General features: G+C 56.8%; 13 protein-coding genes. 2 read left to right on the top strand and 11 right to left on the bottom strand.

The features are described 5' to 3' along the window. Positions 1-4: 4 nt before the first annotated feature. The 7 genes from pnp to rimP form a co-directional block, all read right to left on the bottom strand. Positions 5-2,086, bottom strand: a complete 2,082-nt coding sequence (gene pnp / locus CC94_RS0112815) for a polyribonucleotide nucleotidyltransferase (RefSeq protein WP_005370379.1) — start codon at positions 2,084-2,086, stop codon at positions 5-7. 93 nt (positions 2,087-2,179) lie between these two features. Beyond that, positions 2,180-2,449, bottom strand: a complete 270-nt coding sequence (gene rpsO / locus CC94_RS0112810; RefSeq protein ID WP_005370378.1) for a 30S ribosomal protein S15 — start codon at positions 2,447-2,449, stop codon at positions 2,180-2,182. Positions 2,450-2,653: 204 nt separating this feature from the next. Next, the gene (truB, locus tag CC94_RS0112805) at positions 2,654-3,562 is read right to left on the bottom strand and encodes a tRNA pseudouridine(55) synthase TruB (protein ID WP_005370377.1); all 909 of its coding nucleotides are present in this window, start codon (positions 3,560-3,562) and stop codon (positions 2,654-2,656) included. After that, positions 3,559-3,933: a 30S ribosome-binding factor RbfA gene (rbfA, locus tag CC94_RS0112800; RefSeq protein ID WP_005370376.1), complete on the bottom strand. Its 375-nt coding sequence runs from the start codon at positions 3,931-3,933 to the stop codon at positions 3,559-3,561. Before rbfA ends, truB begins: the two co-directional genes overlap by 4 nt. Before the next feature lie 6 nt (positions 3,934-3,939). Beyond that, entirely contained in the window at positions 3,940-6,621 is a 2,682-nt protein-coding gene (infB, locus tag CC94_RS0112795) for a translation initiation factor IF-2 (protein WP_005370373.1), read from the bottom strand. Between the two features lie 14 nt (positions 6,622-6,635). Then, on the bottom strand, positions 6,636-8,150 hold the full coding sequence (gene nusA / locus CC94_RS0112790) for a transcription termination factor NusA (protein ID WP_005370372.1): 1,515 nt from the start codon (positions 8,148-8,150) through the stop codon (positions 6,636-6,638). Then, positions 8,140-8,625, bottom strand: a complete 486-nt coding sequence (gene rimP / locus CC94_RS0112785; RefSeq protein ID WP_031431140.1) for a ribosome maturation factor RimP — start codon at positions 8,623-8,625, stop codon at positions 8,140-8,142. Before rimP ends, nusA begins: the two co-directional genes overlap by 11 nt. 396 nt (positions 8,626-9,021) lie before the next feature. Between rimP and CC94_RS0112775 the strand changes: the two genes are divergently transcribed. Then, entirely contained in the window at positions 9,022-9,441 is a 420-nt protein-coding gene (locus CC94_RS0112775; RefSeq protein ID WP_031431138.1) for a secondary thiamine-phosphate synthase enzyme YjbQ, read from the top strand. A gap of 77 nt (positions 9,442-9,518) precedes the next feature. Here CC94_RS0112775 and CC94_RS0112770 read toward each other — a convergent pair whose 3' ends face one another. From CC94_RS0112770 to CC94_RS0112755, 4 genes are read right to left on the bottom strand one after another with little or no spacing between them, the layout of a single operon-like run. Then, on the bottom strand, positions 9,519-11,123 hold the full coding sequence (locus tag CC94_RS0112770) for an ABC transporter ATP-binding protein (protein ID WP_031431136.1): 1,605 nt from the start codon (positions 11,121-11,123) through the stop codon (positions 9,519-9,521). Positions 11,124-11,126: 3 nt separating this feature from the next. Then, positions 11,127-11,762, bottom strand: a complete 636-nt coding sequence (locus CC94_RS0112765) for a DUF4276 family protein (RefSeq protein ID WP_005370368.1) — start codon at positions 11,760-11,762, stop codon at positions 11,127-11,129. 5 nt (positions 11,763-11,767) lie between these two features. After that, entirely contained in the window at positions 11,768-13,042 is a 1,275-nt protein-coding gene (locus CC94_RS0112760; RefSeq protein WP_005370366.1) for an AAA family ATPase, read from the bottom strand. Between the two features lie 33 nt (positions 13,043-13,075). Further along, positions 13,076-14,425 (bottom strand): ABC transporter permease, encoded by a 1,350-nt coding sequence (locus CC94_RS0112755; RefSeq protein ID WP_005370365.1) that lies wholly within the window; start codon positions 14,423-14,425, stop codon positions 13,076-13,078. Between the two features lie 237 nt (positions 14,426-14,662). On the opposite strand from CC94_RS0112755, the gene CC94_RS0112750 reads away from it, so the two are divergent. After that, a complete protein-coding gene (locus CC94_RS0112750) occupies positions 14,663-15,892 on the top strand; it encodes a pyrophosphate--fructose-6-phosphate 1-phosphotransferase (protein WP_005370363.1) in 1,230 nt (409 codons plus the stop codon). Positions 15,893-15,914: the final 22 nt, after the last annotated feature.

The raw sequence follows: 15,914 nt of genomic DNA, 5'->3' as shown, positions 1-15,914 counted from the left end.
AAGCTTATTCTTCCTTTTCCGCTTCTTTCATACTCAGGCGAACGCGGCCCTGGCGGTCGATTTCGAGTACCTTGACCCGAACCACGTCGCCCTCGGACAGCTTGTCGCTGACCTTGTCGACATGCTCGTTCGAGATTTGCGAGATGTGCACCAGGCCATCTTTGCCGGGCAGGATCGTCACGAACGCGCCAAAGTCCATCAGGCGCACGACTTTGCCTTCGTAAATCTTGCCGACTTCGACCTCGGCGGTAATCTCTTCGATCAGACGGCGCGCTTCTTCGCCGGCCGCCTTGTCGACCGAGGCGATCTTGACGACGCCGTCGTCGGTCAGGTCGACGCTTGCGCCGGTAATTTCGGTAATGCCGCGGATGGTCGCGCCGCCCTTGCCGATCACTTCGCGGATCTTGCTCGGATCGATCTTGAAGGTGATGATGCGCGGCGCGTAGTCGGACATGTGTTCGCGCGCGGCCGGCAATACCTTGTTCATCTCGCCGAGGATGTGGATACGTCCGGTCTTCGCCTGCGCGAGCGCAGTCTTCATGATCTCGGCGGTGATGCCGTCGATCTTGATGTCCATTTGCAGCGCGGTGATCCCGTCGGCGGTACCCGCGACTTTGAAATCCATGTCGCCGAGATGGTCTTCGTCGCCCATGATGTCGGACAGGACCGCGTAATCGTCGCCTTCCTTGATCAGCCCCATCGCGATGCCGGCCACCGGCGCCTTGATCGGCACGCCGGCGTCCATCAGCGCCAGGCTGCTGCCGCAAACCGACGCCATCGAACTGGAGCCATTCGATTCGGTGATTTCGGAGACGACGCGGATCACATACGGAAATTCTTCCATGACCGGCAACACGGCCAATACACCGCGCTTGGCCAGGCGACCGTGGCCGATTTCGCGGCGCTTCGGAGAGCCGACGAAGCCGGTTTCGCCGACGCTGAACGGCGGGAAGTTGTAGTGCAGCATGAACAGCTCTTTGTATTCGCCGGTCAATGCGTCGATGATCTGCGCATCGCGCTGGGTACCCAGCGTCGCGACGACCAGCGCCTGCGTTTCGCCGCGGGTGAACAGGGCGGAACCGTGGGTTCTCGGCAGTACGCCGGTCCGGATCGTGATCGGGCGAACCGAATCGAGCGTACGTCCGTCGATGCGACGTTTCTCGCTCAGAATCGCCTGGCGGACGATGTTGTATTCGAGATTTTCGATGATGTGGCGGATCGCGTTTTCGGTATATTCGCCCAGTGCGGTAAATTTCTCGATCGCCGCGGTGCGGATCACTTTCAGACGATCCTGCCGAACCAGCTTTTCGGCGATCCGGTAGGCTTCCTGGATGCCTTCCTCGACTTCGGCGGTCACCAGGCGCACCAGCTCGGCATCGGCATCGGGAGCGGTCCATTCGACCACGCCGGCGCCGGCCGCGGCCGCGAATGCGTTGATCGCGTTGATCGCGGTCTGCATTTGTTCATGGCCGAACAACACCGCGCCGAGCATTTCGTCTTCGGTCAGGCCGTCGGCTTCGGATTCGACCATCAGTACCGCATTGGCGGTGCCGGCAACGACCAGTTGCAGGCGCGAATCCTTCAACGCCGCCGGCGCCGGATTCAACAGATATTGGCCGTCCTTGAAACCGACGCAAGCCGCGCCGACCGGGCCGTTGAACGGCAGTCCGGAAACCGCCAGCGCCGCGGAAGCGCCGAGCAGGGCGGGAATTTCGGTATCGACTTCCGGATTCAGCGAGATGACGGTGGCGATGATCTGGACTTCGTCCGTGTAACCTTCAGGGAAGAGCGGGCGTATCGGCCGGTCGATCAAACGCGAAATCAGCGTTTCCTGTTCGGACGGGCGGCCCTCCCGCTTGAAAAAACCGCCGGGGATTTTACCGGCCGCATAGGATTTTTCCTGATAATTCACCGTCAGCGGAAAAAAGTCGTTGCCGCCTGTGTCTTTTTTGCTAACGACGGTCACCAATAATGAGGTGCCTTCGACATCGATGATCACGGCGCCGTGGGCCTGGCGAGCAATTTCACCGGTTTCCAACGTAACGGTGCGATCGCCGTACTGAAATTCTTTCCTGATAGGATTCACTATTAGGTTCCTTTGCGTAGATATTGTTGAGTTAAAACTGGAGGTAACGCTGAAACGCAAACGGCGCCGAACCGGCGCCGTTTGCATTCTGTCTTATTTGCGCAAACCGAGACGATCGATCAGCGTACGGTAGCGGTCGCTGTCCTTGTTTTTCAGATAGTCGAGCAGTTTGCGACGCTGGTTGACCATGCGCAGCAGGCCGCGACGCGAGTGATTGTCTTTTTTGTGCTCCGCGAAATGCGGGGTCAGGTGCTGGATGTGCGCTGTCAACAGAGCGACCTGAACTTCCGGGGAACCGGTATCGGTTTCGGACAGACGGTACTCTTCAACGATTTTTTTCTTTTGTTCCGCAGTAAAAGGCATTTGATCAAACCCTATAATTTTATGTTTCGATAATTAAAAAAAGCCCTGACAGGGCCGGTGACACACCCATTTCCGCGATAGGGGGCAGAGAATGGGGAAATTAAGGCGAAAGAACTGATGGCCAGCCTTTCGCATTGTACTGTTCTGTAGGGTTCCGACGTTCCCACCTGGGAACGATGAAAACAACCCTTTCGTCCTTTTCCTTTAGCCGACTCCTTCCAAATTGAACAGTCTGCAAGGCGCTAGTTTACCATCCAATCGCATTTCGCCCAAGCCTAAAAACGCGCCTGCATGGTACAGGCGCACGGGTCCGGACTGTATAAGTTCGGACCGGACCGACTGTCCATTCCTGATCTTAACCGCATCGCCGTCCTGCAGTTCGACCGCCTGCAATGCCTGCAGCGGTTCATCGACGTTCAGCAGGCAGGCGTCGAGCTGCCGGGCATCCATCGCGCGCAATTGTTCAATCGTGAAAGCCCGGTCAATCGTAAATACGCCCGCCTGCAGGCGGCGCAGTTCCGCGACGGTTCCGCCGCAGCCGAAGTGTGCGCCGATGTCTTCCGCCAGCGAGCGGATATACGTGCCTTTCGAGCAAAACACTTCCAGCGTCAGTCGGTCGTACTCGAAACCGAGCTGTTTTATTTCATAAAGGGTGATCCGCCGGGCCTTGCGCTCGACCGTTTTGCCTTCGCGGGCCAGTTCGTAAAGCTTCCTGCCGTTCAGCTTCAGCGCCGAATACATCGGCGGCACCTGGTCGATTTCGCCGGTGAAGCGCTGCAGGCAGGCATCGAGCATCGCCTGGGTAATCTCGGGAACCGGCTTCGTTTCGAGCACCGTCCCTTCCGCATCGCCGGTGTCGGTCAATACGCCGAGCCGGATCACGACCCGGTAACGCTTGTCGTCATCCAGCATCATGCCCGACACCTTGGTGGCCTCGCCGAAACACAAAGGCAACAGCCCCGTCGCCAAGGGATCGAGACTGCCCGTATGCCCGGCCTTGGCGGCATTCAAGAGGCGCTTGGCCTCCTGGAGCGCCAGGTTCGAAGACACGCCGAGCCGTTTGTCCAGCAGCAGAATGCCGTGGACATTGCGCCGGAGATTACGTTTGCTCATTCCTGATCGGGGGCTTTATCGGTCTGGTCGATATCGCTGAGGAGTTCCGCAACGCGCATGCCGGTATCGAACGAATCGTCGTAGATAAAACGCAGCTCCGAGATATGGCGCAGCCGCATCCGTTTCGCGAGCTCGTGCCGGATTACCGGGGCCAGTTGATTTAGCCGTTTGACATGGTTCCGCTTGCCGGCCTCATCCGCGTTCAGTACCGTAAAATAGATTTTCGCGAGCGCCAGGTCCTTGGTCAGATCGACTTCATTGATCGTAATGAAGCCGAGCCGGGAATCCTTGACGACCCGCTGCAGAATGAACGAGAGTTCCTTCTGCATTTCAGATGCCACGCGGGCGCTACGCCCATATTCTTTTGCCATGATGCTTTACAATACGCGTTTGACTTCGGTCCGTTCAAAGACTTCGATCTGGTCGCCGACTTTGACGTCGTTGTAGTTCTTGACGCCGATGCCGCACTCCATGCCCATCTTGACTTCGTTCACGTCGTCCTTGAAGCGGCGCAGCGATTCGAGCTGACCTTCGAAAATCACCACGTTGTCGCGCAAGACGCGGATCGGCAGGTTGCGCTTGACGTAGCCCTCGACAACCATACAGCCGGCGATCGCGCCGAACTTCGGCGAACGGAACACGTCACGAACTTCGGCCAGGCCGACGATCTGCTCCTTGATTTCCGGCGCCAGCATGCCGCTGATCGCGTTTTTGACTTCGTCGATCGCTTCGTAGATGACGCTGTAATAATGCAGATCGACGCCCTTCTCTTCGATCAGCTTGCGCGCGGTCGCATCGGCGCGGACATTGAAGCCCATCAGGATCGCGCCCGACGCCAGCGCCAGATTTACGTCGCCTTCGTTGATGCCGCCGACGCCGCCGTAAACCACCTTGACCTCGACTTCCGACGTCGACAGGTCGACCAAGGCACCGCGCAATGCTTCGAGGCTGCCCTGCACGTCGGTCTTGAGCACCAGGTTCACGCTCGCGACCTCGCCGGCGGTCATCCGGGAGAAGACCTCGTCCAGCTTGGAAGCCTGCTGCGCCGCATGACGCGTGGTCCGCTTGCGCTCTTCGCGGTGCTTGGCCAGCTCTCTGGCGATCCGTTCGTTCTGTACGACCAGGAATTCGTCGCCCGCATTCGGCGTGCCCGACAAGCCGAGAATTTCGACCGGCACCGAAGGGCCGGCTTCCTTGATCGCTTTGCCGTTCTCGTTGAACATCGCCCGCACCCGGCCGTATTCGTGGCCGCACAGGACCATCTGGCCACTTTCGAGCGTGCCTTTCTGGACCAGCACGGTGGCAACCGCGCCGCGGCCTTTATCCAGGCGCGACTCGATCACGATACCCGAAGCCGGGCCTTGCACCGGCGCCTTCAGTTCGAGAATTTCGGTCTGCACGATCAGGGCTTCGATCAAATCGTCGATGCCCTGGCCGGTTTTCGCCGAAATTTTCAGGAATTGCGTATCGCCGCCCCATTCCTCGGCCAATACGTTGATAACCGACAATTCCTGCATCACCTTATCGGGATTCGCGTCCGGTTTATCGATCTTGTTGATCGCGACGATGATCGGCACGTTCGCGGCGCGCGCATGCTCGACCGCTTCCTTGGTCTGCGGCATCACGCCGTCGTCGGCCGCCACCACCACGATCACCACGTCGGTCACGTCCGCACCGCGCGCCCGCATCGCGGTAAACGCGGCATGGCCCGGCGTATCGAGGAAGGTGACCGCGCCGTGGTCGGTCTTGACCTGATAGGCGCCGATGTGCTGGGTAATGCCGCCCGCTTCGCCGGCGGCCACCCGGGTTTTACGGATATAGTCGAGCAACGAGGTTTTACCGTGGTCGACATGCCCCATGATCGTGACGATCGGCGCGCGCGGCACTTCCGGATAATTCTCTTCCGACTGCGCTTCGGCGAGCATTTCTTTTTCGAGATCGTCGTCGCTCTGCATGATCGCCTTGTGGCCCATGTCCTCGACCAGAATCGCCGCGGTGTCCTGATCGATGCTCTGGTTGATCGTCGCCATGATGCCGAGCTTCATCAGTTGCTTGATCACCACTGCGACCTTCACGCTCATCTTGTTGGCGAGATCGGATACCAGAATCGTTTCCGGAATCGTGACTTCCTTCACGATCGGCGCGGCCGGCATTTCGAACTGATGCTTGCTCTCGAACGGAGATCCCGACCGCTGAGGCGTCGTCTTGGACTTTTTCTTCGGACGGCGCGGCGCATCCCGTCCTTCGGAAAAGACGCCGTCATCGCGCTGCTTTTTGCGATGCAGCGTTTCCTGCTTCTGCAGCGCCTGCTGGCGGACTTTTTCGGCGGTGCGGTTGATCGACTCCTCGACGCGCCGATCCCGTTCGCTTATCTTCTTTTTGGCGGCTTCATCGGTTTCTTTGCCTTTGACGGCTTTTTCCACTTTGGCTTTCTTGCCTTCCTTAGCTTCCTTGACTTTGACCGTTTCAAGCCGGGTTACCGCCCCCCGTGCCGCCGCATCCGCTTCCTCGACAACCTGCACGGCCGCTTCTTCCTCGAACTCCTCCTGCGGCGCTTCTGCCGGAGACGCGGGCCGGGCCTCGACAGCCGGCGGGGCCGTTTCCGCAACCGGTTCGACTACTTCGGCAGGCTTCGCTTTTTGTTCTGCGGCAATGGCCGGCTCGGCCGTCGGCACGGACGGTTTTTCTTCCGGCGCGGGCTGCGGCCGGACTGGCGGTTTGGTTTCAACCGTCTCGACAAGATCGCGTTTGTTTACATAGGTTTTCTTTTTGCGAACTTCGACGGGGATCGTCTTGGTTGCCGTGCCCGGTACGCTCGCCTGCTTGATTTCAATCACCTTGCGGCGCTCCAGCGTCACGCGTCGGGGGACCGTTTTCGACTCGCCGCCATCCTTGCCGTGGCGTTTGCGCAAATGCGCCAGAAGCTGCATTTTCTCGTCTTCGCTGATCACATCGTCCGGCGTATTGGCCGACAACCCCGCTTCCTTCAATTGTTCCAATAACCTTTCCAGAGGTATTTTGACTACCTCGGCCAATTGCTGTACTGTTTGATCGCTCATCGCCTACTCCCGCCTTACTTGCCTTTTTCTTCAGAGAACCAGGGCTCCCGCGCCTTCATAATCAACTTCGCCGCTCGATCTTCATCCATTTCGGGTAAGCTCAGCAGGTCGTCGATCGACTGTTCAGCCAGATCGTCCATCGTGATTATACCGCGGCCGGCCAATTCATAAGCCAGCTCTTTGTCCATGCCTTCCATCTCCAGAAGGTCCTGGGCCGGCTCGTTGGTTTCTATTTTTTCTTCCGCCGCGATCGCGCTGATCAATAAGGAATCTTTCGCCCGGCTGCGCAGCTCGTTCACCAATTCTTCGTCGAAGCCCTCGATTTCGAGCATTTCGCTGACCGGCACATAAGCGATCTCTTCGATCGTATTGAAACCGACTTCGACCAGCGTCATCGCAATGTCTTCGTCGACATCGAGCTCCCTCACGAACAGATCCTTGATCTTGTTCGCTTCGGCTTCGCTGTTCGCTTCGGCTTTGGAGGCATCGATCACGTTCAGCTCCCAGCCGGTCAACTGGGTCGCCAGCCGAACGTTCTGGCCGCCCCGGCCGATCGCCTGGGACAGGTTTTCGGTGCTGACCGCCAGATCCATCGAATGCCTGTCTTCATCGACCACGATCGACTGGATTTCGGCCGGCGACATCGCATTGATCACATATTGCGCTTCGTTCGGATTCCAAAGAATGATATCGACCCGCTCGCCAGCCAGTTCGTTCGAAACCGACTGCACGCGCGATCCGCGCATGCCGACGCAGGCGCCGACCGGATCGAGGCGCGGATCGTTGCTCTTGACCGCGATTTTCGCCCGCGACCCCGGATCGCGGGCCGCCCCCATCAGCGTGATCAGCCCTTCGCCGACTTCCGGCACTTCCAGGCGGAACAACGCCAGCAACAATTCCGGCGCGGTCCGGCTGACGAACAATTGCGGGCCGCGCGGCTCCGAACGCACGTCTCTTAAATAGCCGCGGATACGGTCGCCGACGCGCACCGACTCGCGCGGAATCATGTCTTCCTTCGCGATGTAGGCTTCCACATGGCCGCCGAGATCCAGATAAACGCTGCCTTTCTCGATGCGCTTGACCACGCCGGTAATCAACTCGCCGACGCGGCTCTTGTACGCATCGACGATTTTCTTGCGCTCGGCTTCGCGGACCTTATGGATGATCACCTGCTTCGCGGTCTGGGCGGCGATACGGCCAAACTCGACCGATTCGATCTCTTCCTGCGCCATGTCGCCGACTTGGGCATCCGGATTGTCGAATCGTGCGACATCGAGCAAAATCTGCGTGCCGGGAAACTCGACGTCGCCGTTGATCTCGCTGTTCGGCGCCACCACGTCCCACAGCCGGTAAGTCTTGTAATCGCCGGTCTTTCGATCGATTTCGACGCGGGCTTTGATCGGAGTGGCATAGCGTTTGACCGTCGCCATTTCCAGCGCCGATTCGATGGCCTGGAAGACCACTTCCTTCTCAATCGCTTTTTCGTTGGAAAAAACATCCACGACCAACAAAATTTCTTTATTTGCCACTGCGTACTCCTTTTTCGATTAAATACTCCGGCACCAGACGCGCCTTGCTGATTGCCGAAAACGGCACTTCGAAAATTTGGCTGTTTTCGATCAGTGTAATGATATCTTCCTCGACTTTTTCGATCAGACCGGTAATCCGTTTGCGTCCGCCGATCGCCTTGAACAGGTTCACCTGCACGGTACTGCCTTTGAAGCGCTCGAACTGGCTAATCTTGAAAAACGGCCGGTCCGCCCCCGGCGAGGATACTTCCAACTGGTAATTGTCCGGAATCGGATCTTCGACATCGAGCATGCCGCTGACCTGATGGCTGACTTTCGAGCAGTCATCGAGCACTATGCCGTTGCCGCTGTCAATATAAATTCTCAATAAACCGTGCCTCGGATGCGGGTGATATTCAATGCCGACACATTCATAACCCAAACCCTCCACGATCGGCTCGATCAAGGCGACCAAATGTTCGGGAGCCTGCTTCATTTTTCCTCGCTTTTCACCGCACAAAAAAAAAGAGCCCAGGGCTCTTATCACTGACTAGCCAATGCTGTCGCCACAAACACGGAGCCCGGAAAATAAAAAACCCCATGATGGGGCTTCCGTGTAAATGGCGGCAGGGACCTTCGAAACGACCGCTTTCGAACCTCTGCCGTTAGGATACGGCATAAATACCGACACATCCTAAAAGACTCAATATATCATAATGTTTAGCAATTTTCAAAACGATTTAAGCATTTCGGCCCACCGCCCTGCGGAACGCGCGCCCAAAGCGGCAAGGCCGTACGTGTCCGCGGTTCCATTGCCGTTTTTCACTACCGACGATGAGCCCCGTTTCCAGGCCATGCTATGATGGACTTTTTCGGAACGGGAGCCATCCCGATGTGGATACAAAAAGCATTCTTTCTGCCGCCGAAAAAACGCGGCTTTCATTTGGTTACCAACGAGATCCTTCAGGAAATCCCGGAGTTAAGCACTATCCATTGCGGGTTGCTGCATCTGTTCATCAAGCATACCTCCGCCTCCCTGGCGCTCAACGAGAACGCCGACCCGACCGTGCGCCAGGACCTGGAAAGCCATTTCAACGAGATGGTGCCGGAGCGCGCGCCTTATTATCTGCATGATTACGAGGGCGACGACGACATGCCCGCGCACATCAAAAACTGCCTGCTCGGTTCGAGCCTGACGATTCCGGTCACGCGAGGCAAATTGAACCTGGGGATATGGCAGGGCATTTATCTCTGCGAGCATCGGAATCATGGCGGCAAACGGGAGATGGTCGCCACGCTGCATGGCGAGTAAGAACTGGCATCATCAACAGGGAAAGGACGGTCTTGTTCGGATTGCCGGGACGGGCTTCAGCCCTGTAGCCTCAACCGTCAGCCGACTTCCAAAACCGGCGCCGCCGCCAACAGTTTGCGGGTATAGTCGTGCCGCGGCGCCGTCAGCACCTGCTTCACGTCGCCATACTCGACGATTCTCCCGCGGTGCATCACCGCAACTGCGTCGGCAATTTCGGCAACGACCGCCAGATCGTGCGTGATGAACAGATAGCTAACGTTCTTTTCGCGCTGCAGGGTTTTCAGAAGCTCGATGATCTGCGCCTGCACCGATACGTCGAGCGCGCTGGTCGGTTCGTCGCAGACGATCAGCTTGGGATCGACCGCCAGGGCGCGCGCGATGCAGATACGTTGGCGCTGGCCGCCCGAGAATTCATGCGGATAGCGCTCTGCCGCATCGGCCGGCAGGCCGACCTGTTCGAGCAATTGCCGGACCTGTTCTCGCCGGACATCGGCGCCGGTCCCGGGGCGCAGGGCGCGAATCCCCTCCGCCACGATGTCGCCAACCAGCATGCGCGGATTCATCGACGAAAACGGATCCTGAAACACAATCTGCATGTCCGCGCGCTTCCGTCGCAATGCCTCCCCCGTCAACTGGCCGAGATCGACCCCATCCAGAAGCACCCGCCCCGCTCCGCCTGGAATCAGGTTCAACAACGCCTTGCCGAGCGTGGTCTTGCCGCAGCCGGATTCGCCGACCAGTGCCAGCGTTTTGCCCCTTGGAATCGTGAAACTGACCCCGTCGACCGCGCGCACATGGTCGACCACGCGCCTGAACAGACCTTTGCGGATCGGATAATAGCAGCGAAAATCTTCCACCTTGAGCAGCGGCGGCGCTTGCTCGGGCCGATGCGCAAGGCAGCTTCGCATCGACGGCAAAGCTTGCAGCAGCTTTTGCGTATATGGGTGTTTCGGCTGTTCGAAAAAATCCGGCAGCGCGCCGGTTTCGACGATCTTGCCCTGCTGCATCACCGCGACCCGGTCCGCCAGCGTCGAAACCAGCGCCAGATCGTGGCTGATCAGCCACAGCGCCATGCCGGTCCGCTGTTGAATGTTTTTGAGCAAAACCAGAATTTGCGCCTGGATCGTCACGTCCAGCGAAGTCGTCGGCTCGTCCGCGATCAACAAATCGGGCCGGCCGGCCAGCGCGATCGCAATCATCACGCGCTGCCGCTGGCCGCCCGAGAACTGGTGCGGATAATCGTTGATCCGCTGCTCCGGATCGGGAATTTCGACCTGACGCATGAGTTCCAGCACGCGGTTCCGCACGGCCACTTTCGGCAGCGAAAAATGGCTCTCGATCACTTCCGCGATCTGCCTGCCGACCGTCATCACCGGGTTCAGCGACGACATCGGGTCCTGAAAAATCAAGCCGATGCGCCGTCCGCGGATTTGGCACAACTCCAGCTCCGAATGGGCGGGCAGGTTATCGCCGTTCAGCGTGATCGAGTCGGCGGCCATCCTGGCGTTGTCCGGTAACAGGCGCAGCACTGATAAAGCGGTGATCGATTTGCCGGAACCCGATTCGCCGACCAGCGCGAAGGTTTCGCCCGGATGGATCGAAAAACTGATGCAGTCGACGACTTTGTGGTGGCGATTGAAGGCGACGCTAAGGTTTTGAACGGATAACAGAGGGTTAGTCATCACTCAAACAAATTCTCGAAGCTTTCTTAAAAAGTAATTGAAACTCAGGGATAAATTATTATCCACGTCCATATAAGGCGTAATATTTTCAGCCCATACAGATTTTTCAGCACCTTCCGCTCGACCTCCCAGCTTAGTGAGTGCCTGAGCCCCGCCCCTGTAAACAGCATCAGCCAATTGTTCCCAAGCCCCACAAATCGAATCGTTGACATATGCATTTAACACAGTATCTCTTGCTTTTGGATAAGCTTGCTTGATAGCGGTAATATCACCTAAAAACCAAGCCTCAGCCTCTTCAACCGCAATGCAAAATCGGGTTTCCGGCCGTGGATTGCAATTATCCAAAATAGAGAGCAGTTCGACTCTAAAATTCTTCAAACATTTGTCATCCAGGTCGCATACTACGAACACCACCCCGTAATCTTGCAACGATTTACCATAGGCTTTTAATAGCTTTGGCAAGTTATTCAGTAGCATACGATTGCTTATATTTTTAGCGGAGGCCATCGATCTCGGAATGTGGCCAATGCCCTTAAATGAGGTTACCCTAAACGTATGAGTATCTCCAATAATTTTGGGTATAAGAATATCCAGTGCAATTTTACCGGAACGGTCCTCCACAAGTATTTCGAAATGCATCTGGATTATCTCGCATCCAGATAATCGCTATACCAGAGTGAGCCCAATGGCAATCCTTCTGCAACCATATTTTTTACCAACTCATCATCGCTCGCCCTGCGAATAATGGAAAAACCATCCGAACCTTTTTCCAAAATCCAGACTTCCTTTGGATCGAGCGCATCGACGAAATAGGGCTGATGCGTGGTAATGAATACTTGCGATCCGCCTTTCCGGCCGGTCGCATGTTCTCGAAATTCGTTGGCCAACGTCTCCAGCAGTTTGTGATATAAACCGTTCTCCGGTTCTTCTATACAGAGAAAGGGGGGAGGCGATGGATCTTCCAATAAAAGAAGGTAGGCAAACACTTTCAATGTCCCGTCAGACATTTGTTGGGCATAAAAAGGATCTTGAAAGCCTTTGTCGTTGAATCGCAGAAGCAGTCGCCCATCGGCCGTCTCATCGGTGTCGATTTTGTCAATACCGGGAATCTTTTTTGCAATTCGGTCTAACACTTTCCTGAAGCGGTCTTTATGTTCTCTTTCCATGAATTGCACGACATTGCCAATATTGTCGCCCTTGATGTTCAGATGCTTCTGAGGCCCTGCGAGCGGAAGGCTTCTTGCCGAATTAGGCTCGAAATAACTCAAATACCATCCTTCAATAAATTGACGAAAAAGCGAAATTCGGGGATGTTGTTTTAAAGAACCTAATGTTGCGATTCCTAACTTTCTTTTATCCGATAGTTCGACGACTTCGGTTTCTTTACTTTCCTCCTTAATTGAAGACTCAAATAAATCATTGAAATCAATCTTTTTTTTGTTTTCGTCAATACCTTCCGCCTCGCCTTTCCATACGACTCCTTTCCCGTTTTCCAAAATTAAAAAAGAAAAAGGCCGTCCTTTATCCTGTCCTTTACGGCGCTGCCTAAGGCGTTCTTTTTGAACATAAGGCCTTCCCGACTCATCCACATCGATAGAAATCTCGTAAGTAATGGGGCGCGCATTGCCGTCTTCCTTATAATAAATTTCAAATTCCATCGGCCCGCCCTGCCCCTGAGAGCGAATTTTCTTAAACCCGCCGCGCCCGCGCGAGTCGCACGCTTCTTCGACTCCGAGCTTGAGAGCATCGGCCAAAAAACCGAAAACATCGAATAAAGTACTTTTACCCACGTTATTCTTCCCAATGACGACAGTCATTGGCGTCAGCGGCTCGGCCTGTTGCAAAGTCCATAACCGTCCGAGCGTTATATCTTTTAAAGCACGAAAGTTTTTAACTCTGATTCCTTCAATTTTAGCCATTGATTTTTCTCATTCTGGGCAATCATTTTTTTATCAGGCTTTATTGCCGCTCCGCCGCGGATCAAACGCATCCTGCACCACGTCCGCAAACAGATTGGCCGCCAGGACCAAAATAAACATGAACACAAAAGCGGCGGCCAGCGACCACCAGACGACCGGCTCGCGGGCCATCTCCAAGCGCGCGCCGTTGATCATGTTGCCCCAGCTGTAGGTGGTCGGATCGACGCCGATGTTGATGTAGGACAGCACCGCCTCGGCCAGCACCAGCGCGCTGAAATCGAGCACGACCGAGATCAGCACGATATGCATCACGTTCGGCAGGATGTGCCGTGCCAGGGTCGCGCCCTGTTTGACGCCCAACGCTTCGGCCGCCCGCACGTACTCCATTTCCCTGAGCTTCAGCGTTTCGGCGCGAAGCAGCCGGCACAGCCCGGTCCAACTGGTCACGCCGAGGATCATGCAGAGGAACAGGAGGCGCATGTCGGCGCGCACCACCACGCTGGTGAAGGCTTCCTCGTGATTCGCCATGTACACCTGCACCATCAGGATCGAGGCCGCGATCAGCAGAACGCCCGGAATCGAGTTCAGCGTGGTGTAGACGTACTGGATCACGTCATCGATCCAGCCCTGAAAAAATCCGGCCAGAATCCCGAACAGAATCGCCATCGGCAGCATGATCAGGGTCGTCAGCGTACCGATCACCAGGCCGGTGCGGATGCTTTTGACCGTCTGGTAGAACACGTCCTCGCCGACCTTGTCGGTGCCCAGCACGTGGTAATAAGAAGACAGATAGCACAGCATGTAACTGGCCGTCACGATCCCGAAGCCGACCGCCAGGGCGCTTTTCGCCGGTGCAGAGCCGTACAGAAAGCGCTTTTGCCGGGCGGCGAAAATTCCCCAGAGCATCAGCAGAAAAAACGCGCAGAGACTTGCGCCCTGAAACAGGCCGTAAGCGGCTTTCTTCAGCACATCGCCGGCCAACTGCCGCTCCGGATCGGCCAGATGCGCGCCGCCGTATTTCAGGCGCGGATAATCCCAGCGCGTCGCGCCGCCGTCCAGCGTGATCATTTCCTTGCCGTAGCCGAATGCCGCGAACGGTGCGGAATAAGTCTTTTCGCCCTGGCGACGCAAAGGCGCGGCCCAATAGTCGAGTACGCTGATCACATCGTAGCCGTCATCTCCCGACGCCTTGAAATGGATCGAATCGAACAGGCCGACCAATACGAAGAACAGCAGCACGGTCAACGAGACCATGCCGCTGCGGCTCGCGGCGATTTGCCGGAACGGCCGCCGGAAATGCTCCTTGCCGCGCATATAGAAGCCGAGGCCGATCGTGATCGCGATCAGCAGAAAAATCAGGGCATCGGTCCATAAAACGATCATGAAAACAACCTGTCCGGGAAGAAATGAAAGCCATGCGGGTGCGCTATTTTCCCATAATTCCGGCCAATCGCGGCATTTTGATAAAGCCGGGCGTTTTTCGGGTTCTATGATAAAATCGGCCAGTTCAGTGTCCGGCGTCCCCTATCGAAGACATGAAACGGCTCCGGAAGGGCATGGCGGCACAAAGGCCTCGTTGTGCCCAAGCATTTTATCCATCACATCATTATAAAAACGCACATGAACAAACCTAAGAAAGTTGCAATTTTGACCGCCGGCGGCCTGGCGCCCTGCCTTAATTCCGCGATCGGCAGCCTGATCGAACGCTACAACGAGATCGATCCCTCGATCGAGATCATCTGCTACCGCAGCGGTTACAAGGGCCTCCTGCTCGGCGATTCTTACAAAGTGACTCCGGAAGTGCGCGCCAATGCCGGCCTGCTGCAGAAATTCGGCGGTTCGGTGATCGGCAACAGCCGCGTCAAGCTGACCAACGTGAAAGACTGCATCAAGCGCGGCCTGGTGCAGGAAGGCCAGAACCCGCAAAAAGTCGCGGCCGACCAGTTGGTCAAAGACGGCGTGGACGTACTGCATACGATCGGCGGCGACGACACCAATACCGCGGCGGCCGACCTCGCGGCATTTCTGGCGCAGAACGACTACGGCCTGACCGTAATTGGTCTGCCGAAAACGGTCGACAACGACGTGTTCCCGATCAAACAATCCCTAGGTGCCTGGACCGCTGCCGAGCAGGGCGCGCGTTATTTCCGGAACGTGGTTGCGGAAAACAATTCGAATCCGCGCATGCTGATCGTGCACGAAGTGATGGGCCGCAGTTGCGGCTGGCTGACCGTGGCGACCGCCGTCGAATACCGCAAGCTGCTCGATCGGGCGGAATGGCTGCCCGACCTGGGCCTGAGCCGAGACACCTATGAAGTCCACGGTATTTTCGTGCCGGAAATGGATGTCGATCTGACCGCCGAAGCGAAACGCCTGCGCGAAGTAATGGACAAGGTCGACTGCGTGAATATTTTCGTTTCCGAAGGCGCCGGCGTTGAAGCCATCGTCGCCGAAATGCAATCGAAAGGACAGGATGTGCCGCGCGATGCGTTCGGCCACATCAAATTGGATGCGGTCAATCCGGGCAAATGGTTCGGCGAGCAGTTCGCGCAGATGATCGGCGCGGAAAAGACGCTGGTGCAAAAATCCGGCTATTTCGCGCGCGCCGCCGCCGCGAACGCCGAAGACATCCGCCTGATCAAGTCCTGCGCCGACCTGGCGGTCGAATGCGCGCTACGCCGCGAACCGGGCGTCATCGGCCATGACGAAGACAACGGCAACGTGCTGCGCGCGATCGAGTTCCCGCGCATCAAGGGCGGCAAGCCGTTCGACATCAATGCGCCGTGGTTCGAAAAGACCTTGAGCGCGATCGGCCAGACCAAAGGCAAAAAAGTCAGCGCCGCACATTAAGCCCGCTTCGCCCATGATTCCC

The organism is Methylomicrobium agile (assembly GCF_000733855.1).
Taxonomy (GTDB): domain Bacteria; phylum Pseudomonadota; class Gammaproteobacteria; order Methylococcales; family Methylomonadaceae; genus Methylomicrobium; species Methylomicrobium agile.
This window is presented reverse-complemented; position numbering and strand designations above follow the sequence as displayed.